The organism is Caballeronia sp. INML2 (assembly GCF_023631365.1).
Taxonomy (GTDB): Bacteria; Pseudomonadota; Gammaproteobacteria; order Burkholderiales; family Burkholderiaceae; genus Caballeronia; species Caballeronia turbans.
Genome location: NZ_JALQDH010000049.1, coordinates 89,568 through 111,346, shown reverse-complemented (window position 1 = coordinate 111,346; position 21,779 = coordinate 89,568). Strand labels below are relative to the sequence as shown.

22 protein-coding genes are annotated in these 21,779 nt (G+C 63.1%); 15 read left to right on the top strand and 7 right to left on the bottom strand.

Going from position 1 to position 21,779, the window contains the following annotated elements:
* The first annotated feature begins 220 nt into the window (after positions 1 to 220).
* From NCT32_RS18320 to NCT32_RS18280, 9 genes are all read left to right on the top strand, one after another.
* Complete coding sequence (locus NCT32_RS18320; protein WP_061118107.1) at positions 221 to 1,618, top strand: PLP-dependent aminotransferase family protein; 1,398 nt, start codon at positions 221 to 223, stop codon at positions 1,616 to 1,618.
* A gap of 80 nt (positions 1,619 to 1,698) precedes the next feature.
* Positions 1,699 to 2,664 (top strand): hydroxyectoine utilization dehydratase EutB, encoded by a 966-nt coding sequence (eutB, locus tag NCT32_RS18315; protein WP_061118108.1) that lies wholly within the window; start codon positions 1,699 to 1,701, stop codon positions 2,662 to 2,664.
* 4 nt (positions 2,665 to 2,668) lie between these two features.
* Positions 2,669 to 3,673, top strand: coding sequence for a cyclodeaminase (locus NCT32_RS18310; RefSeq protein ID WP_061118109.1), 1,005 nt, complete (start codon positions 2,669 to 2,671; stop codon positions 3,671 to 3,673).
* 11 nt (positions 3,674 to 3,684) lie between these two features.
* Entirely contained in the window at positions 3,685 to 4,911 is a 1,227-nt protein-coding gene (gene doeA / locus NCT32_RS18305; protein WP_061118110.1) for an ectoine hydrolase DoeA, read from the top strand.
* 4 nt (positions 4,912 to 4,915) lie between these two features.
* On the top strand, positions 4,916 to 5,938 hold the full coding sequence (gene doeB, locus NCT32_RS18300; protein WP_061118111.1) for a N(2)-acetyl-L-2,4-diaminobutanoate deacetylase DoeB: 1,023 nt from the start codon (positions 4,916 to 4,918) through the stop codon (positions 5,936 to 5,938).
* 1 nt (position 5,939) lies between these two features.
* On the top strand, positions 5,940 to 6,422 hold the full coding sequence (locus NCT32_RS18295) for an Lrp/AsnC family transcriptional regulator (protein ID WP_061118112.1): 483 nt from the start codon (positions 5,940 to 5,942) through the stop codon (positions 6,420 to 6,422).
* A 256-nt stretch (positions 6,423 to 6,678) separates the two neighbouring features.
* Entirely contained in the window at positions 6,679 to 8,157 is a 1,479-nt protein-coding gene (locus NCT32_RS18290; protein ID WP_061118158.1) for an NAD-dependent succinate-semialdehyde dehydrogenase, read from the top strand.
* Between the two features lie 46 nt (positions 8,158 to 8,203).
* Positions 8,204 to 9,622: an aspartate aminotransferase family protein gene (locus tag NCT32_RS18285; protein WP_061118113.1), complete on the top strand. Its 1,419-nt coding sequence runs from the start codon at positions 8,204 to 8,206 to the stop codon at positions 9,620 to 9,622.
* Positions 9,623 to 9,741: 119 nt separating this feature from the next.
* The gene (locus NCT32_RS18280; RefSeq protein ID WP_250477444.1) at positions 9,742 to 9,975 is read left to right on the top strand and encodes a hypothetical protein; all 234 of its coding nucleotides are present in this window, start codon (positions 9,742 to 9,744) and stop codon (positions 9,973 to 9,975) included.
* Positions 9,976 to 10,037: 62 nt separating this feature from the next.
* On the opposite strand, the gene pqqA is transcribed toward NCT32_RS18280, so the two are convergent.
* On the bottom strand, positions 10,038 to 10,112 hold the full coding sequence (gene pqqA / locus NCT32_RS18275; RefSeq protein ID WP_008353049.1) for a pyrroloquinoline quinone precursor peptide PqqA: 75 nt from the start codon (positions 10,110 to 10,112) through the stop codon (positions 10,038 to 10,040).
* Positions 10,113 to 10,429: 317 nt separating this feature from the next.
* Positions 10,430 to 10,663, bottom strand: a complete 234-nt coding sequence (locus NCT32_RS18270; protein ID WP_061118114.1) for a DUF2795 domain-containing protein — start codon at positions 10,661 to 10,663, stop codon at positions 10,430 to 10,432.
* Positions 10,664 to 10,781: 118 nt separating this feature from the next.
* On the opposite strand from NCT32_RS18270, the gene NCT32_RS18265 reads away from it, so the two are divergent.
* Positions 10,782 to 11,018 carry a hypothetical protein gene (locus NCT32_RS18265; RefSeq protein WP_061118115.1) on the top strand — a complete coding sequence of 79 codons (237 nt, stop codon included), beginning with the start codon at positions 10,782 to 10,784 and terminating at the stop codon, positions 11,016 to 11,018.
* 12 nt (positions 11,019 to 11,030) lie between these two features.
* Here NCT32_RS18265 and NCT32_RS18260 read toward each other — a convergent pair whose 3' ends face one another.
* A complete protein-coding gene (locus tag NCT32_RS18260) occupies positions 11,031 to 13,952 on the bottom strand; it encodes an EAL domain-containing protein (protein WP_061118116.1) in 2,922 nt (973 codons plus the stop codon).
* 174 nt (positions 13,953 to 14,126) lie between these two features.
* Positions 14,127 to 15,185 carry a GlxA family transcriptional regulator gene (locus NCT32_RS18255; protein ID WP_061118117.1) on the bottom strand — a complete coding sequence of 353 codons (1,059 nt, stop codon included), beginning with the start codon at positions 15,183 to 15,185 and terminating at the stop codon, positions 14,127 to 14,129.
* Positions 15,186 to 15,244: 59 nt separating this feature from the next.
* Here NCT32_RS18255 and NCT32_RS18250 point away from each other — a divergent pair, with 59 nt between their 5' ends.
* Complete coding sequence (locus tag NCT32_RS18250; protein WP_061118118.1) at positions 15,245 to 15,934, top strand: DJ-1/PfpI family protein; 690 nt, start codon at positions 15,245 to 15,247, stop codon at positions 15,932 to 15,934.
* A gap of 57 nt (positions 15,935 to 15,991) precedes the next feature.
* Here the strand turns inward: NCT32_RS18250 and NCT32_RS18245 are convergent, their stop codons facing one another.
* Together NCT32_RS18245 and NCT32_RS18240 are read right to left on the bottom strand one after the other, a co-directional pair.
* On the bottom strand, positions 15,992 to 16,414 hold the full coding sequence (locus NCT32_RS18245; RefSeq protein WP_061118119.1) for an N-acetyltransferase: 423 nt from the start codon (positions 16,412 to 16,414) through the stop codon (positions 15,992 to 15,994).
* A gap of 10 nt (positions 16,415 to 16,424) precedes the next feature.
* On the bottom strand, positions 16,425 to 17,162 hold the full coding sequence (locus tag NCT32_RS18240; RefSeq protein WP_061118120.1) for an ABC transporter substrate-binding protein: 738 nt from the start codon (positions 17,160 to 17,162) through the stop codon (positions 16,425 to 16,427).
* Positions 17,163 to 17,251: 89 nt separating this feature from the next.
* On the opposite strand from NCT32_RS18240, the gene NCT32_RS18235 reads away from it, so the two are divergent.
* The 4 genes from NCT32_RS18235 to NCT32_RS18220 all read left to right on the top strand — a co-directional run bounded on the left by NCT32_RS18235 (position 17,252) and on the right by NCT32_RS18220 (position 21,090).
* On the top strand, positions 17,252 to 17,761 hold the full coding sequence (locus tag NCT32_RS18235) for a cupin domain-containing protein (RefSeq protein WP_061118121.1): 510 nt from the start codon (positions 17,252 to 17,254) through the stop codon (positions 17,759 to 17,761).
* Between the two features lie 49 nt (positions 17,762 to 17,810).
* On the top strand, positions 17,811 to 18,593 hold the full coding sequence (locus tag NCT32_RS18230; RefSeq protein ID WP_061118122.1) for an IclR family transcriptional regulator: 783 nt from the start codon (positions 17,811 to 17,813) through the stop codon (positions 18,591 to 18,593).
* A 608-nt stretch (positions 18,594 to 19,201) separates the two neighbouring features.
* Complete coding sequence (locus NCT32_RS18225) at positions 19,202 to 20,881, top strand: FAD-dependent oxidoreductase (protein ID WP_061115629.1); 1,680 nt, start codon at positions 19,202 to 19,204, stop codon at positions 20,879 to 20,881.
* Positions 20,881 to 21,090 carry a DUF2783 domain-containing protein gene (locus tag NCT32_RS18220; RefSeq protein WP_061116044.1) on the top strand — a complete coding sequence of 70 codons (210 nt, stop codon included), beginning with the start codon at positions 20,881 to 20,883 and terminating at the stop codon, positions 21,088 to 21,090. Before NCT32_RS18225 ends, NCT32_RS18220 begins: the two co-directional genes overlap by 1 nt.
* Here the strand turns inward: NCT32_RS18220 and mobB are convergent.
* Positions 21,069 to 21,611, bottom strand: coding sequence for a molybdopterin-guanine dinucleotide biosynthesis protein B (gene mobB, locus NCT32_RS18215; RefSeq protein ID WP_061115630.1), 543 nt, complete (start codon positions 21,609 to 21,611; stop codon positions 21,069 to 21,071). The genes NCT32_RS18220 and mobB overlap by 22 nt on opposite strands.
* Positions 21,612 to 21,779: the final 168 nt, after the last annotated feature.

The window sequence follows — 21,779 nt, the reverse complement described above, 5'->3', positions numbered from 1 at the left end:
GATGGTTTTTCAAGCGTGATCGAGTAGGCCATCCGATGGCGCGAATGCGCGAATCACCGAGAAAACCCTTATCCCGCAGGGCTTTGAATCGACTCGCAGCGCAGCCACCGACGCAGAATACAAAGCCATATATTTGTTCCGATTGCTCTAGGACAATTATTTTCACGCGCGCTTTTGCGCCACTATTGCGCATGGAACCAGGCATGCGAGGAGCAGGCACGTGAATGAAAGATGGCGCGACGCCGTGCGCACGGTGCAAGGCGTGCAGTCCAAATACAAGCGGCTCGTCAAGGCGATGGCGGCCGACATAGAAAGCGGCGCGCTCGCATCGGGCGCACGTTTGCCGCCGCAGCGCGAAGTCGCGTCGGATCTCGCGATCAGCGTGCAGACCGTGACCAACGCGTACAAGGAACTGGAGCGGCAAGGGCTGATTCGTTGCGAAGTCGGGCGCGGCAGCTTCGTCACCGCGCGCGTGACCGAAACGATGTCCAATTACATGCTCGACACGGCCGAGCGTTCGGTGGTCGATTTTTCCATTGCGCGCATCGTGCATACGGCCGAGCACGACGCGATGTGGCGCAAGGTCTGCGCGACGTTGTCGACCATCGACGATCAGCCGTGGATTCGCGCAATCAGGCCGATAGCGGGCTTCGACAGTCATCGCCAGGCGGGCGTCGAATGGCTCGCGTCGCTCAACATGCCCGCGAAGGTGGAGACCCTGCTCGTCACCAATGGCGCCGCGCATGGCATCTTCCTCGCGCTGGCGAGCATCGTCGGGCCCGGCGATACGGTGCTGTGCGAAAGCCTCACGGATCACGGCGTGATCGGCTCTGCAAATGTGTTGGGGTTTACGCTCAAAGGCCTGGAAATCGACGAGCACGGCATTCGCCCGGAGCACTTCGAGGAGGTCTGCGACAGCGAGCGCGTGAGCGCGCTCGTGTGCACGCCGACACTGAACAATCCCACGGTTGCGCTGATGCCCGATTCGCGCCGCCGCGCCATTGCTCGTATCGCGGAGCGCTATGGCGTGTATGTAATCGAGGACGATGTCTACGGTGCGCTGCCCGCCAGGACGCAGACACCCATTGCGAGCCTGATTCCGGAACTCGCGTTTTACTGCACGAGCATGACCAAATCGGTGCTGAGCGGCCTGCGTACCGGCTTCATGACGGTGCCGCGGCGTCTTGCATTGCGCGCGGAAAGCGTGCTGCGCGTCAGTTGCTGGATGGCGACATTGCCGATTGCGGAAGTCAGCGCACGCTGGATCATGGATGGCACGGCGCAACGTCTCGTGCAGATTCAGCGCGAGCGGCTTGCCGCGCGCCAGGGCGTAGTGCGCGAAGTGCTCGGCGACTATGTACTCGGCAGTCATCCGAACGCGCTGTCGGTCTGGCTGCGCGTGCCCGACGAATGGGAAGCGGATCGCATCACGCGCGAGCTGCGCAATCGCAATATCGCGGTGACATCGCCCGATCCGTTTCTCGTGCGCGGCGCGGACCGGCCCAATGCCGTGCGGCTGTGCGTGGGCGCGGAAGTCGGCGAGAGTACGTTCCGCACGGCCGTGGAAACCATGCGCGAGGTCTTCGGCCAGTACCCGCACGTGCACGACTTCAACTAAATGAACTAGGACAATCGAAAACGATTTTTTAGGACATTAGACTGGGTTGCATCGTTACCCAACACGCGACCCAGTCACTCATGTCCGCACTCACGCTCGCCGATGTCTACCGCGCCCGCCAGCGCATCGAAGGCCGCGCGCTCGTCACGCCGCTGGTTCATTCGTTGTCACTCTCGCGCATCGCGGGGGTGCCGGTCCATTTGAAGCTGGAAACGTTGCAACCCACGGGCAGCTTCAAGTTGCGCGGCGCGACCAATGCGCTCGCGCAACTCGCCGAGCAGGGATGCAACCGTGTCGTCACGGCATCGACGGGCAATCATGGCCGCGCGGTCGCGCACGCGGCGCGCGCGCTCGGCATGGAAGCGGCGGTGTGCATGTCGTCGCTCGTGCCGAAGAACAAGGTCGATGCGGTGGCGGCGCTCGGCGCGCGCGTCGTCATCCACGGCAAGAGTCAGGACGATGCGCAGGTGCAAGCGCAACGTCTCGTGCGCGAAGAAGGCTATGCATTCGTGCCGCCTTTCGACGACGAACGCGTGATCGCGGGACAGGCCACCATCGGCCTCGAAATTCTCGAAGCGCTGCCGGATACGGCGAGCATCGTCGTGCCCTTGTCGGGCGGCGGGCTCTTCAGCGGCATCGCGTTCGCGGCAAAGAACATCCGTCCCGGTACGAAGCTGATCGGCGTGTCCATGCAACGCGGCGCCGCGATGCACGCGAGTCTCGCGGCGGGCAAGCCGGTTTTCGTCGATGAACTGGAGACGCTCGCCGATTCGCTCGGCGGCGGAATCGGCCTCGAAAACCGGCATACCTTCGCGATGACGCGCGATCTCATCGACGACGTCGTGCTGCTCGATGAAGTGTCGATCGCGCGCGGCATCGTGCATGCGTATCGCGAAGAGCGGCTCGTCGTCGAAGGCGCGGCCGCGGTGGGCATCGCGGCGCTGCTCGATGGCGCGATTGCGGTGCAGGACGGGCCCATCGCCATCGTCGTGAGCGGCAGCAATATCGATATCGAAACGCATCGCCGCCTGATCGGAGCGGCCTGAACCCATGTCCAACATCGATACCTCCACCGTGCTGCTCGGGCAGGCGCAATTGCGCAAGCTCGTGCCGCTCGACCTCGACGCGATCGAGCAAGTCGAAGCCGCGTTCAAATCGCTCGCGACCGAAGCGGTTGCGATGCCGCCGATCCTGCGTCTCGACATACCCGAGCACGAAGGCGAAGTCGACGTGAAAACCGCTTATTTGCCGCGCTTTCCGAGCTTCGCGATCAAGGTCAGTCCGGGCTTCTTCAACAATCCGTCGCTGGGTTTGCCGAGCCTGAACGGGCTGATGCTGGTGCTGTCGGCGCGCACGGGCCTCACCGAGGCCGTATTGCTCGACAACGGCTATCTCACCGCGGTGCGCACCGCGGCCGCGGGCGCGGTCGCGTCACGCTGGCTTGCGCGCAAGGATGCGAGGCGCGTGGCGATCATCGGCGCGGGCGAGCAGGCGCGTCTGCAATTGAAGGCGTTGCGTCTCGTGCGCGATATCGAGCACGTCACCGTATGGGCGCGCGATGCCGAAAGCGCGCATCGATTTGCGCGTGACTGCGAAGGCTTGCCATGCGATGTCGCGGACAGTGTCAGTCAGGCGCTCAAGCATGCGGATATCGCCATCACGACGACGCCGAGCCGCGAGCCCTTGATTCACGCGCGGGATCTGCATCCCGGCCTGCATATCACGGCGATGGGCTCCGACGCCGAGCACAAGAACGAGATCGCACCGGATGTCTTTGCGAAGGCGCGCTATGTATGCGATCGCGTGCAGCAAGTGCGTGTGCTGGGCGAATTGCATCACGCGATCGAGGCCGGCGTGATCGCTGCCGATGCGTCTTTCCCGGAGTTGGGCGACGTCATCGCGAAGAAGGCGCAGGGCCGCGTAAACGACGATGAAGTGACCGTGTGCGATCTGACCGGCACCGGCGCGCAGGACACCGCGATCGCAACGCTCGCCATTCAGCGTGCGCGCGCGGTCCAGGCAGGAACCATTTTTCACAACGATGTGACCGCTTGATAGAGGGGACGATGTCCGAAATCATGCAACAGAAGAAAGCGGATGAACGCAGGGCGCCCGTGGTACGCCTGCCGTTCGAGCGCGGCGAGTACGACGCGCGCATCGCGAAGACGCGGCGTGCGATGGAGAAGGCGGGCATCGATCTCATGATCGTGACCGACCCGACCAACATGGCATGGCTCACCGGCTACGACGGCTGGTCGTTCTACGTGCATCAATGTGTGCTGCTCGCGATGGACGGCGACCCTGTCTGGTACGGCCGCGGGCAGGACGCGAACGGCGCGAAGCGCACGGTGTTCATGTCGCACGACGATATCGTCGGCTATCCGGATCACTATGTGCAGTCGCCGGTGCGCCATCCGATGGATTACCTGTCGACCGAAGTGATCGCCGCGCGCGGCTGGGACAAGAAGCGCATCGGTGTGGAGATGGACAACTACTACTTCAGCGCGAAGGCGTATGCGTCGTTGACCCAGCATCTGCCGGACGCGAAGTTCGTCGACGCCACCGCGCTCGTCAACTGGCAGCGCGCGGTGAAGTCGGCGCGTGAAATCGAGTACATGCGGGTGGCGGCGCGCATCGTCGAGAAGATGCATGCGCGCATCCTCGACAAGGTCGAGCCGGGCATGAAGAAGAGTGACCTCGTCGCACAGATTTACGAGGCCGGCATCACGGGCGCCGACGGTTACGGCGGCGACTATCCCGCGATCGTGCCGCTGTTGCCGACCGGTGCCGATGCCGCCGCGCCGCACCTCACATGGGACGACTCGGTATTCACCGCGAATGCGGGCACGTTCTTCGAAATCGCCGGATGCTTCAGGCGTTATCACTGCCCGCTCTCGCGCACGGTGTATCTCGGCAAGCCTCCGCAGCATTTCATCGAAGGAGAGAAGGCGGTTGTCGAAGGCATCGAAGCGGGCCTTGCGATGGCGAAGCCGGGCAACAAGACCGAGGACATCGCCAATGCATTCTTCGCGGTGCTGCGCAAGTTCGGCATCGAGAAGGACAGCCGTTGCGGTTATCCGATCGGCGCGAGCTATCCGCCCGACTGGGGCGAGCGCACGATGAGCCTGCGTCCCGGGGACGAGACCGTCCTCGAACCCGGCATGACGTTTCACTTCATGCCGGGCCTGTGGCTCGACGACTGGGGCCTCGAAATCACGGAGAGCATCCTGATTACGGACACCGGCGTCGAGACCTTCTGCAACACGCCTCGCAAATTGTTCGTGAAGGAGTAGCACGATGCGCGCGTCACCGATCAGCCCGACCGTCGACTTCGACGCCGATGGAGAACAGCACGGCTTCCTGAAGCTGCCGTATTCGCGCGACGATTCGGCGTGGGGCGCGGTGATGATTCCGGTCACCGTGATCAAGCGCGGCGACGGACCGACCGCGCTGCTCACGGGCGGCAATCATGGCGACGAGTACGAAGGGCCGATCGCGCTGGCGAAGCTCGCATCGACACTCAGGGCCGGCGACGTGAACGGCCGCGTGATCATCGTGCCGTTCATGAACTATCCCGCGTTTCGTGCGGGTTCGCGCACCTCGCCGATCGATGCGGGCAACCTGAATCGCAGCTTTCCCGGCAAGCCGGACGGCACGGTGACCGAGAAGATCGCGGATTACTTTCAGCGTCATCTGTTGCCGCTCGCCGATTATGTGCTCGATATCCACGCGGGCGGCCGCACGCTCGACTTCCTGCCGTTCGCGGCGATTCACGTGCTGAGCGACGGTACACAGCAATCACGTTGCGAAGCTGCGATGCGCGCGTTCGGCGCGCCGTATTCGATGCGCATGCTCGAGCTCGATAGCATCGGCCTCTATGACAGTGCAGCGGAGGAGGCGGGCAAGGTGTTCGTATCGACGGAACTGGGCGGCGGCGGCTCGTCGACGGCGAAGAGCGTCGCGGTCGCGGAGCGTGGTGTGTACGGATTTCTCGCGTATGCGGGCATCATCGAGAAAGATGTGACGCATGATCAGGCGCGCACGACGACGCTGCTCGACATGCCGGATGGCTCCTGCTACACGACGAGCGAGCATGCGGGCCTGCTCGAAATGTGCCGTGATCTTGGCGACATGGTGAAGGCGGGCGACGTGCTGGCGCGCGTGTACGACATCACGCGCACGGGGGCGGCGCCGGTTGAATATCGTGCGAAGCGTGACGGGTTGCTGGCGGCGCGGCACTTTCCGGGCCTTGTACAAACGGGCGATACCGTGGCCGTGGTCGCGGATATCGTCGAGCGCAACATTGCCGTGAGCGTGTGACTTGATCAAGCTCGACCGCTACGATCTGGCTATTCTGCGGATTCTTGCGCGGGATGGCCGCATTACGAAATCGCGCCTTGCGGAGGAGGTCAATCTGTCGATCTCGCCTGCGTGGGAGCGCGTGAAGAAGCTCGAAGACAGCGGACTCATCAGGGGGTATCGCGCGGATATCGACTGGACCGGTGCGTTCAAGGGCAGCCGCATCGTCGTCGAGGTGACGCTATCGCGTCATACCGCGCAGGATATGCGGCGCTTCGAGGAGCGCGTCGCGGCGGCTTCCGAGATCGTGCAGTGCTATGCCACCGGGGGTGGCGTGGATTACGTGCTGCAGGTCGTGTCGCGGGATATCGATCACTATCAGCGGTTCATTGATTCACTGCTCGTGGAGGAGTTGGGGATCGAGAGGTACTTCACCTATATCGTTACCAAAGTCGTGAAGGATGTGGCTAGTGGGCCGCCGGATTGGGCTGATGATGTGATGTGACTTTGTGGTTTCGCCGGATCCCGTTTCGTTATTGGTTTATTAGCACTGCCCCGCACAGGGGCAACGCTAATAAACCAACGAGAAAACAGGATTCCACGCAAATGCCCCGCCCCAAAAACCCCCAAAAACCCTCAACCCAGACAGAAAAAACAACAACACGCCCAGCCGATAACAAAAAATCCCCCGACCGCACGAACCGTAGACTAGATGCATCGAATCAATCAAGCGAATGCACGCTTCGAGCAAGGAGACGAACATGCTGCTGGGTCATCCCGTTCTATTCAAATCGCTTTGTTATATCGACGGCCGCTGGGTCCATAGCGACAGCGCCGCATCCATCGCAGTGACCAATCCCGCCGATCAAAACGTCATCGGTCATGTGCCGATGCTCGATCGTGCGCAAATCGTCGGCGCAATCGACGCCGCCGATCGCGCATTCCAGTCCTGGCGCTGGATGCCGCAGCAAAAGCGCAGCGCACTGCTGTTGCGCTGGCATGAGCTCATCATGCGTCATCAATCCGACCTCGCGGGCATTCTGTCTCTCGAACAAGGCAAGCCGCTTGCCGAATCGAAAGGCGAGATCGCGTATGCGGCAAGTTTCATCGAATGGTTCGCGAACGAAGCGAAGCGTCTGACGGGCCGCACCATTCCGACCCATATCGACGGCGCGCATCTCGGCACGGTGATGGAGCCGGTCGGAGTCGCCGCGCTCATCACGCCGTGGAACTTCCCTGTGGCGATGATCACGCGCAAGGCCGCCGCCGCCATTGCAGCGGGCTGTTCCGTCGTCGTGAAACCAGCACACGAAACGCCGTTCTCCGCGATCGCGCTGGCGCAACTCGCCGAAGAAGCCGGCTTTCCCCCGGGCGTGTTCAACGTCGTCATCGGCGAACCGCAAATGGCGATGGAAACGCTCGTCAGCGATACGCGCGTGCGCGCCGTGAGTTTCACGGGTTCGACGCGCGTCGGCACTCTCGTCGCGAAGACGGCGGCGCAGGCGGGCATCAAGAAGCTCGCGCTCGAACTGGGCGGCAATGCGCCTTTCATCGTGACCGAAGATGCGGACCTGGAGCACGCCGTGCGCGTCGCAGTCGGCGCGAAGTTCCAGACCTCGGGCCAGGACTGCTGCGCCGCAAATCGCATTCTCGTCGCGCGTTCGCTTTATGAACGATTCGTCGAACGCTATACGGAAGCGGTTAAGGCGCTGAAAGTGGGGACGGCATTCGAAGCCGATGTCGATGTCGGCCCGCTCATGCATCAGGCCGCTTTCGATGCGACCGTCGCGCGTGTCGAGGATGCGAAAGCGCAGGGCGCGCGCATCACCGCAGGCGGCAACGCCCATGCGCTCGGCGGCTGGTTTTATGAACCGACCGTCGTCGCCGATGCCAAACCGGGCATGCGCATATACGACGAAGAGAACTTCGCGCCTGTTTCCGCGATTTCCGCGTTCGATACGCTCGACGAAGCCGTCATGCGCGCGAATGACACGGAATACGGTCTCGCCGCCTACGTGTGCGCGAATCGCATCGACACGATCTTTCAGCTCGTGCGTCGACTCGACTTCGCAATGGTGTCGGTGAACGGCGTGAAATTCACCGGCGCGCCGATTCCCTTCGGCGGCATGAAAGCATCGGGTCTCGGCCGCGAAGGCGGCGCGGAAGGCTTCGAGCCCTTCGTCGAAACGAAATATTTCTGCCTCGGCAATCTCGGCCTGCCGCTCACGAGCGCGGCCTGAAAGAACTATCCTCAAAGACACGCATCATCGAATCAAGGAGAAGCACATGACCCAGCACAATCAATCGCTCGAGCAACTGTTCGCCGAAGACCGCGCGCACTTCATGCATCCGTCGACGCATGCGCACGATCATGCAAGCGGCGCGCTGCCCGGCAAGATCGTCACCGGCGCGAAGGGCATCCGGATCCAGGATCATCAGGGCAAGAACTATATCGATGCGTTCGCGGGTCTCTATTGCGTGAACATCGGCTATGGCCGCACCGAAGTAGCCGAAGCGATCTATGAGCAGGCGAAGAAGCTCGCGTATTACCACACGTATGTCGGTCACTCGACGGATACGATCATCGAATTGTCCTCACGCATCATCGGCTGGTCGCCCGAAGGCATGAAGAAGGTGTATTACGGCATGTCCGGGTCGGACGCGAACGAAACACAGATCAAGATCGTCTGGTACTACAACAACGTGCTCGGCCGCCCGAACAAGAAGAAGATCATTTCGCGCGAGCGCGGCTATCACGGCTCGGGCATCGTGACGGGCAGTCTCACGGGACTGCCGAGCTTCCATCAGAACTTCGATCTGCCGATCGATCGCGTAAAGCACACGGTTTGTCCGCACTGGTATCGCAAGGCGCCGGCCGGCATGAGCGAAGCGCCGTTCACCGCATATTGCGTGGAAGAGTTGGAAAGGCTGATCGCGAAGGAAGGTGCGGATACGATCGCCGCGTTCATCGCGGAGCCGGTGATGGGCACGGGCGGCATCATCGCGCCGCCGCAAGGCTATTGGGAAGCAATCCAGGACGTGCTCAGGAAGCACGACATCCTGCTGATTTCCGATGAAGTCGTGTGCGGCTTCGGTCGTCTCGGCTCGAAGATGGGTGCGCAGCATTTCGGCATCAAGCCGGATCTCATCACCGTCGCGAAGGGGCTCACGAGCGCATATGCGCCGTTGTCGGGCGTGATCGTCGGTGAGAAGGTGTGGGATGTCATCGAGAAAGGTTCGCAGGAGTTCGGTCCGATGGGCCACGGCTGGACCTATTCGGGGCATCCGATCTGCGCGGCCGCGGCGATCGCCAACCTGGATATTCTCGAGCGCGAGAACCTCACGCAGAATGCCGCCGATGTCGGCGGGTATTTGCAGCAGCAACTGCATGCAGCGTTCGATGCGCATCCGCTCGTCGGTGAAGTGCGCGGCGCGGGCATGCTCGCGGCGCTCGAATTCATGGCCGACAAGGGCGAGCGCAAGCCGTTCGATGCGGCGTTGAAGGTCGGCCCGAAGGTATCGGCGGCGGCGCTTGAACGCGGCGTGATCGCGCGTGCAATGCCGCATGGCGATATCCTCGGCTTCGCGCCGCCGCTTGTCACGACGCGTGCAGAAGTGGACGAAATCGTCGGCATCGTGAAAGAGGCCGTGGATGCGGTGGCGAACGAAGTGATCGGCTCGGCACTGTCGACGCAGGCAATCTGAGCTTCTCACTGCAGTGGTGCTAACGGAGGCCCGCAGCAGATGCGGGCCTCTTTGTTTTCGCGTAGTGGTACGCGCGTTGCTCTCGTATCTTCGACGTAACAAGCGAAAGGAGACTTACGATGAGCGATAGCGAAGAGAAGCGCCATGAGCAACCGCATTCCGCTCCCAAGCCGAATGCAGCGGAAATCGAGCCGGAGAACCGGCGGCTCGATCAACACCCGCATCAGACGGCGGAAGTGCCGTATGGGTCGGGCAATGAGCCGGAGGTCCCGGGCAAGGGCGGGCTCGATGCGCAGAACGCGGATCTTCCCGATCCGGCGAATAAACATACCGAACCGTTACAGCGCAAATGACGGCTATCCGATAAGCTGAAAAACAAAACGGCCATTTTTATGGCCGTTTTGTCATTTTCGATTTAGCGTGTGGCGATATACATCGTGATTTCAAAGCCAAAGCGCATATCGGTGAAACTCGGGGTTTCCCACTTCATAGAGCCTCCGTGTGCAATGATTGGCCAGACGGATGCCGGGCCATTGCGCGGTTCAACTGCTGCGGGCGCCGTGCAAAGCCGCGCATCCCAAATCGACGCATTCTCATCCTAGCGCGATAAAGACATATGCACGATTGGAAATTGCACCGGCGTTCATTTAATTTATTTATAGCGGTGATGGAAACCCTCGAACACCGTCCGGATGAGGGATAACCCTGTCGGACCTGCCAAGAATAGCTATTGCTCAGACAAGTGTCGGTCGCGCGATGCAACACGATGGATGCCGCATCGCGGAGTACATTTGAAAGCCGCGCATATCACTCCGCACGGGCTGCTTCACGCAGCACGGCGTCTGCGCTATCAAAATTACGATCGGTCATTTTGTTGAGTACGGCGATAACTTCGCCGTCCGCGCCATTGCTTTTGGCCAGCGCCATAAGTTTCTCCTTGCCCATCGGATACTCGGCGCCCTTGAGCGCGCGGGCGATTTCTTGGGGTGGCGGCTCGTCCGGATGCCGATGATTCTGCGAATGCGCGGGATGCTGTGCCATTTACGCCTCCTGTTCGACGCGACGATAACGCTTACGAATCAGCAACGGCTGTACCCGTCCTCGGCGCGCTTGATGCTGTCTCGTCGGCGCGACTCAACGAAAATGGAGGCAGCGCAACATGACTATCTCAGCAGACCGCGTGTCCGACACAGAAATAAAGGTCGGCGACACTATCTATACCTTCGACGCCAAGGCCACCGCCGACAGCTTTCAGCAATGCCTCGGCAACGACAGCGTCGAGACCTGCGCGAAGAATCACGCGCCCGTTTCGACACGCGCCGCGTTCGATGAAAGCGGCGAGCCCAAGGGCGAGCCGGGCAGCATCATCTCGCCGTCGCTGGGCGGCATGCCTTGAAGCGCGGTGCACTCATAGCGCCGCGCTTGCCGTCGTCGAGCGCGGCGCAAGCGATGCGCGTGTGAGCGCGTCGAGCGGCAGCGGCTTGTCGAAGAAATAGCCTTGCGCTTGCGCGGCACCCATGTCGCGAAGCACGGCAAGCGTCGCTGCGTCCTCGACGCCTTCGGCAACGAGCGTCAGATCGAGCGATTCGGCCATGCGGACGATTGCGCGCACGATCGCACGGCTGCGCGGACTTTCGGTGAGTTCGAGAATGAACGACTTGTCGATCTTCAGGCCCGTGAACTGGTACTGATGCACGTAGCTCAACGATGAGAAGCCCGCGCCGAAGTCATCGAGCACGACGGACATGCCGTTGTCCGCGAGGCGCTGCATGGTGCGGCGCGCAAGCGCAGGTTCGGCGACGAGCGCGCCTTCCGTCAACTCGAGACACACGCGCGACGGCGACACGCGATAACGCCGCAACAATGCAAGCACGTCGTCGGCGAATTCCGGACGCGTCATGCTGTAGCTGGAGCAGTTCACATGCACCGGCGGCCAGTGCGCAAAGCGCGCATTGGAGAGGATGGCCGCGACACGCTCCAGCATATACAGATCGAGCCTGCCGATGAGCCTCAAGCCTTCGACCGAAGGAAGAAATTCACCCGGCCCGACGAGGTGACCATCGGGCTGACGCCAGCGGATCAATGCTTCGAGCGCAACGACTTCGCCGCTTTTCACATCGACGATAGGCTGGAAGTAGGGCACCAGTTCGTCGTCGCGTTTGATGGCGTTGCGCAGCGCGCCTTCGCGTTCCACCTGATCCGACACCTGACGTCGCAGTTCCTGATTGAATACGACGAAGCTGTCGCGGCCCGCGTTCTTCACGCGATACATCGCCGTATCGGCATCGCGCAACAGATCGGCGGGCTCGGTATGAAACTGACTGTCCGCACTCACGATGCCGATACTGCACGACGAGAACACGACATGCTCTTCGATATGAAACGGCAGATCGAACGCGGCCAGGATGCGCTTGGCGATCGATACCGCGTCGCGCACGTGCGCATTCGGCGAGAGCACGGCGAATTCATCGCCTCCCAAACGCGCAAGCAGATCGGTCGAGCGCAGGCAGTCGCGCAGACGCGCGGCCGCCTGCACGAGCAGCATGTCGCCGAAGTGATGGCCGAGACTGTCGTTCACGACCTTGAAGCGGTCGAGGTCGATGAACATCACCGCGAGCTGGTCGCCGCGCGTCTGATAGTCGCGCCATGCGCAGCGCAGCTTTTGCATCAGATGGCTGCGATTGGGCAGGCCCGTCAGTGAATCGTGCGAGTTCTCGTAGAGCAGGCGCGCGTTGACATCGTCGAGTTCGCGCGTGCGGGCCTGCACGCGCGCTTCGAGTTCCAGATTCGCGGCATGCAGCGCTTCGGCATCGCGACGGCGCGAGAGCGCGGTGTCGATATGGCGCGACACGAAGGTCAGCAACTCCTGATCGCGCAGCGAATAGCGCACGAGCGGCGAATAGCTTTGCACGGCGAGCACGCCGCGCACGACGTCGCCATCGAAGAGCGGAATGCCGAGCCACGAACGCAGGCGCACTTCGCGATGCTCGATCTCGAATGCGCCTTCTTCGATGAGACGCAACGCTTCCGAATGATCGATGAGGCGGGGACGCCGCTCGTGTATCACGTATTCCGTGAGGCCGCGCTGACCGCGTCGTGGCGCGGGGCGCTCCTGCACGATCTCGTCGACGTAATACGGGAACGACACTTCGCCCGTTTCCGTTTCGAAGAGCGCGATGAAGAAGTTTCGCGCATACAGCAACTCGCCGACGATGCCATGCAGGCTGCGAAAGAATTCCATCATGTCGCCCGGACGGCTCGACAGCTCGGCGATCTGATACAGCGCCGCCTGCAAGTGCTCGGAACGCTCGCGCTCCGCGATGCCATGACGCAGCGCCGCGTTGAGCTTCGACAGTTCGGAGGTGCGGCGCGCGACCTGCTCTTCGAGATCCGCGCGGTGCAGGATTCGGTCGAGCGCCATCGCCACATGGCGCGCGACGACGAGAAAGAGTGCGCGGTCCTCGGCGGTGTAAATGCGCGACACGTCGTAGACCTGCATCGCGAGCATGCCGAACACTTCGTCGCTCGCATTCTTGAGGGGCGCGCCCATCCAGAACTCGGGGCGATCGCCGATACAGTAGAAACGGCCCGCGCGCTCGGCCGCGCGGATATCGGCGGCGGTGATGAAAAGCGGCTGCGCGCTCGTGAGCACTTGGCCGGTCATCGACAGGCGCGCCGGATTCAGAATGTCGTAGTTCTCGGCCGCGACGACATCGGTATCGATCACATCGACGTAATACGGGTACGTGATCTTCCCCGACTTGCGATCGTAGAGCGCCAGATAAAAATTCTCGGCGTCGATGAGCGTGCCGAGCCGTTCGTGCACGCCACGCAGAAAATCGGCGCGCTCGGGCACCGAGCTCGCGAGATAGGCAATCTCATAGAGCACGCGCTGCGTGAGTTGCGCGCGCGCGAGCGCGTCGGCCTGCACGCGCTCGCCGAGCGTGCGCGCGAGTTCGATGAGATGCGCGTCGTCGCGATGCGCGACGGGCGCAAGCAGCCAGCCGAGCACGCTTTCGCCGCGCCCGGTCGGCCAGCAGTGCCAGCCCTGCGCGCCGCAGATCTCCGCGAGCCGTTCCTCGGCGATGCTATGCGGCCATGTCTGCGCGCCGGGCAGCGGCGTATCGCCGCGCCGCTCGAGATGCAATTGCTCGCCCGCGCGATACCACGCCCACTGTTGCGGGCAGCCCATCGCGGCGGCCTCGTGCAACAGGGCGTCGATCGATGGCGCGACGCTGGCGAAGACCTTGTCGTCGGTCGCCGTTACGGCTGCAGGTTCGACCGCGGTTGCGCGGGCAACCTGCGCGTCGTACGCGGGAAACACACTCATCGGCGCTCCAGGCCATTTTGTCGCCACGGCGGGCGGTTCTCGTTCAGCGACTGCGCTCGCACGCCGCCCGGGGCGCGCGCCTCAAGCAAACGTTCTTAATGGGGTAACGGCAGCGAGCTTACAGCCTTGAGTACGCAGGACAAAAAAAGCCGTCGCGCCGGCACGTGCGGGCGTTCATGCGGGTTGCGCGGCGTCGGCGCGGTCGTGCCCGGTGAATCTCTCGCGATAAGCCTGCGGCGACACGCCGAGCGAACGCAGAAAACCACGGCGCATGGTTTCCTCGGTGCCGAAGCCGCAGCGCGCGGCGACGCGCTTCACGGGCAGCGCCGTATCGCCGAGCAGGCGCCGCGCGGCTTCGAGCCGCATGCGTTCGATCGCGCGCGCGGGCGTCGTGCCTGTCTGCGCTCGGTAATGGCGCACGAAGCTGCGCTCGCTCATGCCGACGCGCGCAGCCAGCACGCCGACCGACAGATCCCCCGCCAGATTTTCGGCGATCCACGCATGCAGTTCGCCGAAGCGTTCGCCTGATTTCTGCAGCGACAGCGCCGCGCTGAACTGCGCCTGCCCGCCGGGGCGCTTCAGGAACACGACGAGCTGGCGCGCGACGTCGAGCGCGAGCGTGCGCCCGAGATCGTCCTCGACCAGCGCCAGTGACAGATCGATGCCCGCCGTGACGCCGGCGGAAGTCCACACGTCGCCGTCGCGGATGAAGATGGGATCGGGCTCGACGTGGACCGACGGGAAGCGCGTGGCGAGTTCCGCGCAGCGCGTCCAGTGCGTGACGGCGCGCCGCTCGTTCAGCAGGCCCGCCGCCGCGAGCAGAAATGCGCCGGTGCAGACCGACGCCGTGCGCCGCGCGTGCGCCGAGCGCGCGCGCACCCAGTCGACCAGTTCGCGATCGTGCACCGCTTCGTGCACGCCCCAACCGCCCGCGACGATCAGCGTGTCGCACGCTTCGTTCGGCGCGGGCAGCGCGTCGCCGACGAGCCCCAGTCCAGCCGAGGCGCGCACCGTACCGCCTCGCGCGACGACGCGCGGACGATACGGCGGCGGCAAGCCCGCAGCCTTTGCAAGATCGTTCGCCGATGCGAAGACCTGCAACGGACCGGCGACATCGAGCAACTGGACATCAGGGAAGGCGAGCACGTCGATGGTGCGTGGGGCGTCGGCCGGCATGGCGGTCTCCGGAAACGAAGTTGGCGGAAAACGTGGGGCGTGTGTCAATTTCGCCATAGCCTAGCGGCGTAGCATCGGTTCGTCCACTGCACACACCATCGACCAAGGAGAAGACCATGACGCTACATATCGGCCTGTTGCTGTTCCCGCGCCTGCAGCAACTCGACATGACCGGCCCCTACGACGTTTTCGCGCACATGCCCGACGTGAAGGTGCATCTCGTCTGGAAGAGGCGCGAGCCGGTGAAATCGAGCGCCGGCATGATCCTCACGCCCGACGCGACCTACGCCGATTGCCCCGCGCTCGATGTGTTGTGCGTGCCCGGCGGCTCGGGCGTCGGAGATCTGATGGAAGACGAGGAGACACTCGCGTTCCTTCGCGAGCAGGCGGCGAGCGCGCGTTACGTGACGTCGGTTTGCACCGGTTCGCTCGTGCTCGGCGCGGCCGGCCTGCTGCGCGGCAAGCGTGCGACGACGCACTGGGCCTACCACGAACTGCTCGCGGAGCTGGGCGCCATGCCGGTGCACGAGCGCGTGGTGCGCGACGGCAATCTGTTCACGGGTGGCGGCATCACGGCGGGGATCGATTTCGCGTTGACGCTCGCGGCGGAACTCGTCGGCGAGCACGAGGCGCAGGCGATCCAACTGCAGATGGAATACGCGCCCGCGCCGCCGTTCGACGCGGGCGATCCGGCGCATGCGCCCGCGGCCGTCGTCAGCGATGTGCGCGAACGTTGCGCGCCGTCGCTGGCGGCGCGCGGCGCGATCACGGCGCGCGCCGCAGCGCGACTGAAATTGAATGCGTAATACAAAACGCATCATGCAAGAAGGCTCAATGAATGCAGAATGCAAAACGCCGGGTGTTCAGAATCGCTTCTGCATGAAATAGCGCGCCTGGCCCGCGTGAAAATCGGCAAGCTCGCCGAAGGTCTCGTAACCGCAGCGCGCGTAGAGCGCGCGCGCCGCGGGGTTGACCGTATCGAGCCACGCGGCGCGGCAGCCGCGCTTTCTCGCCTCGTTTTCGGCGGCTTCGAGCGCGCGTGCGCCGAGTCCGGCGCCGCGCGCGTCCTCGCGTATCCACAGCCATTTCACGAAGAGCCAATCCCACGCGGTGTAGCCCGCGAGCCCCCCGAGAAAATCGTCATCGCGATACAGCGACACGGCGAGATCGCGCTGCTGGCTCGGCCCGAGCCGCGCGCGATTGAATGCGGCGAGGGCGCCCGCGACGTCTTGCTCGAAAGTCGCGTCGATCCAGTCGGTCACGGCGACGGTGACGTCTGCGCTCATATCGGATCGCTCAGCTCTGCGCGGCCGGCGCGACCGACGCGCCCTTGATGCCGTGCCGCGCGAGCGCCTCGGCGACGAAGCCTGAGCGTTTGACATCCTCCACGAATTCGCTCAGATAGCGCGCAGCTTCGTCGCTGCGGGTCTTCGACAGGCCCATCGCCTGCTGGATCACCATGAAACGTCCTTCGAGCAGGCGCAAGCCGGGCGTGCGCGCTGCATCGGCTTCGAGTTGCTGCTTCACGCCCGCCGCGACTTCCAGGTTGTCGCGCAAAAACTCATCGACGACGGTCTGCGACAACGCCGTGCGCACGATTTGCGCATGTTTGATCTCGCGCGTGAGAAAGAGATCGTATGCGCTGCCCTTGCCGACCATGATGCGGTTGCCTTCGCGATCGACATCCTCGTTGCGCGTGAGCGGCGACGCATCGCGCACGAGGTAGCAGCCTTCGATCAGCACGTAGGGTGCGGTGAACGCGATGCCCGCGCCGCGCAGCGGATCGATCGCGAAGAAGCCGATATCGGCGCCATCGTTCGTGACCGCTTCGACCGACTCCGCGGCCCGGTCGAACGACGTGAAGGCGACAGGCACGCCGAGCCGCGATGCGAGCTCGCGCGCGATATCCACCGATACGCCGCCCGGCTCGCCGCTGTCGGTTCGATGCGCGAGAATCGGATTGCCGAGATTGATCGATGCGCGCAGCGTGCCTGTCGGCGCGAAGGCGTTCAGCAAGGAAGAGGAGAGAGTCATGGTGTCCGTCGCTTGAATGAAGGAAAGTATTCACACGGGCAATCCGATGCAGAATACGCGAACCACGACCGCTCTGGCAAAGGAACGACATGCAGCGCACACGCATCGACAGCCGGGAATTGATCGCGCGGCTGAAGCTCGAACCGCATCCTGAAGGTGGGTTCTTCCGGGAGACCTATCGCGCGAGCGGCAACGTCACGCGCGAAAGCGAAGGCGAATTGCGCTCGGCCTCGACCGCGATCTATTTCCTGCTCTGTGACGGCGGGCATTCCGCATGGCATCGCATCCGCTCCGACGAAGTCTGGCATTTCTACGCCGGCGATCCCATCGACGTCCATGTGCTCGATGCGAACGGCACGCTCGTCACGCATCGCCTCGGCAACGCGCTCGAGCATGCGGATACCCTGTTTCAGGCCGTCGTCAAAGCGGGCGACTGGTTCGCGGCCGAATGTCACGATGAAGAAGGCGCGGCGCTCGCCGGCTGCACGGTCGCGCCGGGCTTCGAGTTCAGCGAGTTCGAACTCGCCACGCCTGGGACGCTGGAAGCACGCTATCCGCAACATCGCGAGTTGATCGCCAGGCTAGGCCCCAAGCCGTGACGATGCGGTTATCATCGCGCGCATCATCGACAACAACAGAAGGTCAGGCATGAGCGGAGTGCGCCGCGGGATTCAATCGATCGAAGTCGGAGGCGCGCTCTTGCGTGCGCTGGTGGATCATGGCGGCCCGATGCTGCTCGGCGATCTTGCGAGAAAGGCGGGCATGCCCTCGGCGAAGGCGCATCCGTATCTCGTGTCGTACGGCAATCTCGGCCTGATTCAGCAGGACCCCGCAACGGGCCGCTACGAACTCGGCCCGTTCGCGCTGCAAATGGGGCTGATCAGCCTGCAGCGCGTCGATCCGGTGCGTCTCGCGATTGCGGAAGTGGCGAACATGACGCCGCGCATCGAGCATACGGTCGCGCTCGCGAGCGCGGGTAGTTATGGACCGACCATCGTTCACATCCAGCAGGCGAGCGTGCCCATCCACGTGACAATGCGCACGGGCACGGTGATGTCGCTGCTGCAGACCGCGACGGGCCGCGCGTTCGCCGCCTACCTGCCGCCGATGACGGTCGATGCGCTCGTCGCGATCGAGCGCGCGGGCGCGTTGCAGACCGGCGCCGAGCGTCGCGAGTACACGCGCGCGCAGATCGACGCGATGCTCGCCGAAGTGCGCGAGCACGGTATCGCGAGAGCGATCGACGAACCCGTCGCCGGCATCAGCGCGATCAGCGCGCCGGTGTTCGATCACACGCGCCATATCGTGCTCGCGATCACGGCGATCGGACCGAGCGGCTCGTTCGACGGCGCATGGGATGGCGACATCGCGAAGGGACTGCACGCGTGCGCGCAGCGCGTATCGAAGATGCTCGGTTTCGTCGCTGTCTGATTCGGTGCGTTCCGAGCGTCCGTAGGTGGTTCCTCTCGGTTTGACGCCGGATCCCGTTTTGTTATTGGTTTGCTAGCGTTGCCCCTGTGCGGGGCGGCAGTTACTTTCTTTGCTGCTGCAAAGAAAGTGACCAAAGAAACAGCTTCTCCCATCCAAAGTGCTTCATGCCGGCCGCCGCACAGGCGATTGACTTAATGGCCCGGCAATAGCGAGTGCCCCCACAAAACGCCCGGGGCTTGGATCGCGCACGGTCTGTCACCTTGCGCTGGACGACAAACGGGTTCGGCGCGAAATAGCTCCGGCCCGCTTTGCGGCCGATGGGTCAACCGGGTCCGCGTGTGCTCCCTTTTGATGGTTTCCCCCGCGTATCCCTCGGCAGCGGCGCGGTCCTAAAGAAAGTAGGTGCTGCCCCCACAGGGGGAACTATTAGACCGACACGAAAACGGGATCCAGCCGAAAGTTTGCAATCGTCAAGAGCCAGCACCGGTCGACATACGGGTAAACCTAAATTCAACAGTATAAAACGACTTGTACAATGATGAACAGATAACCGAGAGCGAAGAAATTCGCGCGTGAGCCGAGCCAGGCTCGACGATGGAGACGATCGAATGTCCGTAAATTACGCCAGTCTGCGCTTTGAATACGAGCGCGCGCCCGAGCACGATGCGCCCGCGTCCTCGCCTTATCCCGTCGCCGTGGTCGGCGCGGGCCCGGTCGGTCTTGCAACGGCCATCGACCTCGCCCAGCAAGGCGTGCGCACCGTGCTGCTCGACAACGACGACACGGTGTCGACCGGCTCGCGCGCAATCTGCTTTGCCAAGCGCACGCTGGAAATTTTCGATCGCCTTGGCTGCGGCGACAGGATGATCGAGAAGGGCGTGAGCTGGAACGTCGGCAAGGTATTTCTGCATGACGACCTCGTCTACACGTTCAATCTCTTGCCGGAAACAGGACATGCGCGGCCCGCGTTCATCAACTTGCAGCAGTACTACGTCGAAGGCTTTCTCGCCGAACGCGCGATGGAGCTGGAGCAACTGCAATTGCGCTGGAAGAGCACTGTCACCGGCGTCACGCAGCATGACGATCACGTCGAATTGCAGATCGAAACGCCCGATGGAAACTATTCGCTCAAGGCGCAGTATGTCGTGGCCGCCGATGGTGCCCGCAGCCCGATGCGCAAGTCCCTCGGTCTCGACAGCCACGGGCGCACGTTCAAAGATCGCTTCCTGATTGCCGACGTGAAGATGAAGGCGCCGTTTCCCACCGAGCGCTGGTTCTGGTTCGACCCGCCGTTTCATCGGAACCAGTCTGTGCTATTGCATCGTCAGCCGGATAACGTATGGCGCATCGACTTTCAGCTCGGCTGGGACGCGGACCCCGTCGCTGAAAAAGCGCCCGAGCGTGTGATTCCGCGCGTGAAGGCGCTGCTCGGCGAAGACGCCGAATTCGAACTGGAATGGGTGAGCGTGTACACGTTCTCGTGTCTGCGCATGGACAGCTTCAGACACGGGCGCATCATTTTTGCGGGCGATTCGGCCCACGGCGTGTCGCCATTCGGCGCGCGCGGTGCGAACAGCGGCGTGCAGGACGCGGACAATCTCGCGTGGAAACTCAGGCTCGTCGCGAACGGCGATGCGCCGCACACGCTGCTCGATACCTACGCGTCCGAACGCGAATACGCCGCCGACGAAAACATCCTCAACTCGACGCGCGCCACCGACTTCATCACCCCGAAGAGCGCGGTATCACGCCTCTTTCGCGATGCGACGCTCAATCTCGCGAAGGATTGCGCATTCGCGCGGCGCATGGCGAACAGCGGGCGTCTTTCGGTGCCCGCGGTGCTGCGCGACTCGACGCTCAATACACCCGACGCGGATGGCGATGCCTTCGATTGCGCGATGATTCCCGGCGCGCCGTGCGTGGATGCGCCCGTGCGCGTCGATGACCGCGACGCATGGCTCTTGCCTCAGACTCACGGCGGCGCGTTCACGGGCATCTATTTCTGCGGACTCGGTCACGGCCCGGAGGTTTGCGCGCAAAGCCTCGCGGCGTTGTCGAAGGCGCCGTTGCCCGTGCGTGCGCTGATCGTCGTGCCGAGAGGCATGACCTGCGCGGTGCCGGGCGTGACCGTGATCGAAGACGTGGAAGGCATGGTCGCGCATCGCTTCGATGCACGGCCCGGCACGTTCTATCTGCTGCGTCCCGATCAACATGTGTGCGCGCGCTGGCGCGCCTTCGATGCCGCATCGGTCGCAGCGGCGGTCAAACGTGCAACCTGCAACGGATGATGAATCGTATGAAGCTCAATCTCGAACTGAATATCGCAGATCACGATGCGTTCTACGAGCGCCTCATCGACGCGCACAACGGACTCTCCGACGAAGCGAGCCAGATGCTCAACGCGAAGCTCGTGCTGCTGCTCGCGAACCATATCGGCGATAACGACGTCTTGAAAGAAGCACTCGCGATGGCGCGTCACGGCCTCGCCGAAAGCTGATCTTTCAGCACGATGCCCACGCGCTCGCAAATGAACGCGCCGATGCCCGCGATGTCATTCAGATCGAGTATCGGCAAGCTCGATTCGATCGCGGCGGCATCATCGGTTGCAATTGCAACGATCTCCACATCGGTCTCGTAAAGCGGATCGCGGCCCGCCGAGGGCCGCACGACTTCGAGCCGCGGCATCGCTTCACGCGCGAATCCCTCGACGATCACGAGGTCCGCGTGAGACAGCCGTGCTGCCAGTTCGGCAAGCGGCGGCTCCGCGTCGCCGTTCAATTCGCGCACGATCGCATACCGGTAAGGCGATGCGATCAGCACTTCCGCGGCGCCCGCGCGGCGAAAGCGCGCACTGTCCTTGCCCGGCGGCTCGAGTTCGATCGAGTGATGACTGTGCTTGATGACATTGACCATGAGGCCGTGTGCGCGCAGCCACGGCAGCAGCGCTTCGATCAACGTGGTCTTGCCCTGGCCCGAGCGGCCCGAAATGCCGAAGAACGGCGGATGACGCGAATTCATGCGTATGGTCGGCTGATTGAACTGGTTTCGATCAGACGAGTTTAACGGGTCGATGGCGAGCGTCGAGAAATCGCGCTATCGTCGGGCATTGCCTTTGCGGCAGTTCATGCCAAGCGCGCGCAACGCCTTTCCGACCCCATCGCGCAAGGCTCAGCAATCAAAGGATCT

Bases quoted from the DNA above. Each gene is read 5' to 3' on its own strand.
- eutB (WP_061118108.1), top strand. From the start codon at position 1,699: ATGTCCGCACTCACGCTCGCCGATGTCTACCGCGCCCGCCAGCGCATC.
- NCT32_RS18310 (WP_061118109.1), top strand. From the start codon at position 2,669: ATGTCCAACATCGATACCTCCACCGTGCTGCTCGGGCAGGCGCAATTG.
- doeA (WP_061118110.1), top strand. From the start codon at position 3,685: ATGTCCGAAATCATGCAACAGAAGAAAGCGGATGAACGCAGGGCGCCC.
- doeB (WP_061118111.1), top strand. From the start codon at position 4,916: ATGCGCGCGTCACCGATCAGCCCGACCGTCGACTTCGACGCCGATGGA.
- NCT32_RS18290 (WP_061118158.1), top strand. From the start codon at position 6,679: ATGCTGCTGGGTCATCCCGTTCTATTCAAATCGCTTTGTTATATCGAC.
- NCT32_RS18285 (WP_061118113.1), top strand. From the start codon at position 8,204: ATGACCCAGCACAATCAATCGCTCGAGCAACTGTTCGCCGAAGACCGC.
- NCT32_RS18280 (WP_250477444.1), top strand. From the start codon at position 9,742: ATGAGCGATAGCGAAGAGAAGCGCCATGAGCAACCGCATTCCGCTCCC.
- NCT32_RS18270 (WP_061118114.1), bottom strand. From the start codon at position 10,663: ATGGCACAGCATCCCGCGCATTCGCAGAATCATCGGCATCCGGACGAG.
- NCT32_RS18265 (WP_061118115.1), top strand. From the start codon at position 10,782: ATGACTATCTCAGCAGACCGCGTGTCCGACACAGAAATAAAGGTCGGC.
- NCT32_RS18260 (WP_061118116.1), bottom strand. From the start codon at position 13,952: ATGAGTGTGTTTCCCGCGTACGACGCGCAGGTTGCCCGCGCAACCGCG.
- NCT32_RS18255 (WP_061118117.1), bottom strand. From the start codon at position 15,185: ATGGCGAAATTGACACACGCCCCACGTTTTCCGCCAACTTCGTTTCCG.
- NCT32_RS18250 (WP_061118118.1), top strand. From the start codon at position 15,245: ATGACGCTACATATCGGCCTGTTGCTGTTCCCGCGCCTGCAGCAACTC.
- NCT32_RS18245 (WP_061118119.1), bottom strand. From the start codon at position 16,414: ATGAGCGCAGACGTCACCGTCGCCGTGACCGACTGGATCGACGCGACT.
- NCT32_RS18240 (WP_061118120.1), bottom strand. From the start codon at position 17,162: ATGACTCTCTCCTCTTCCTTGCTGAACGCCTTCGCGCCGACAGGCACG.
- NCT32_RS18235 (WP_061118121.1), top strand. From the start codon at position 17,252: ATGCAGCGCACACGCATCGACAGCCGGGAATTGATCGCGCGGCTGAAG.
- NCT32_RS18230 (WP_061118122.1), top strand. From the start codon at position 17,811: ATGAGCGGAGTGCGCCGCGGGATTCAATCGATCGAAGTCGGAGGCGCG.
- NCT32_RS18225 (WP_061115629.1), top strand. From the start codon at position 19,202: ATGTCCGTAAATTACGCCAGTCTGCGCTTTGAATACGAGCGCGCGCCC.
- NCT32_RS18220 (WP_061116044.1), top strand. From the start codon at position 20,881: ATGAATCGTATGAAGCTCAATCTCGAACTGAATATCGCAGATCACGAT.
- mobB (WP_061115630.1), bottom strand. From the start codon at position 21,611: ATGAATTCGCGTCATCCGCCGTTCTTCGGCATTTCGGGCCGCTCGGGC.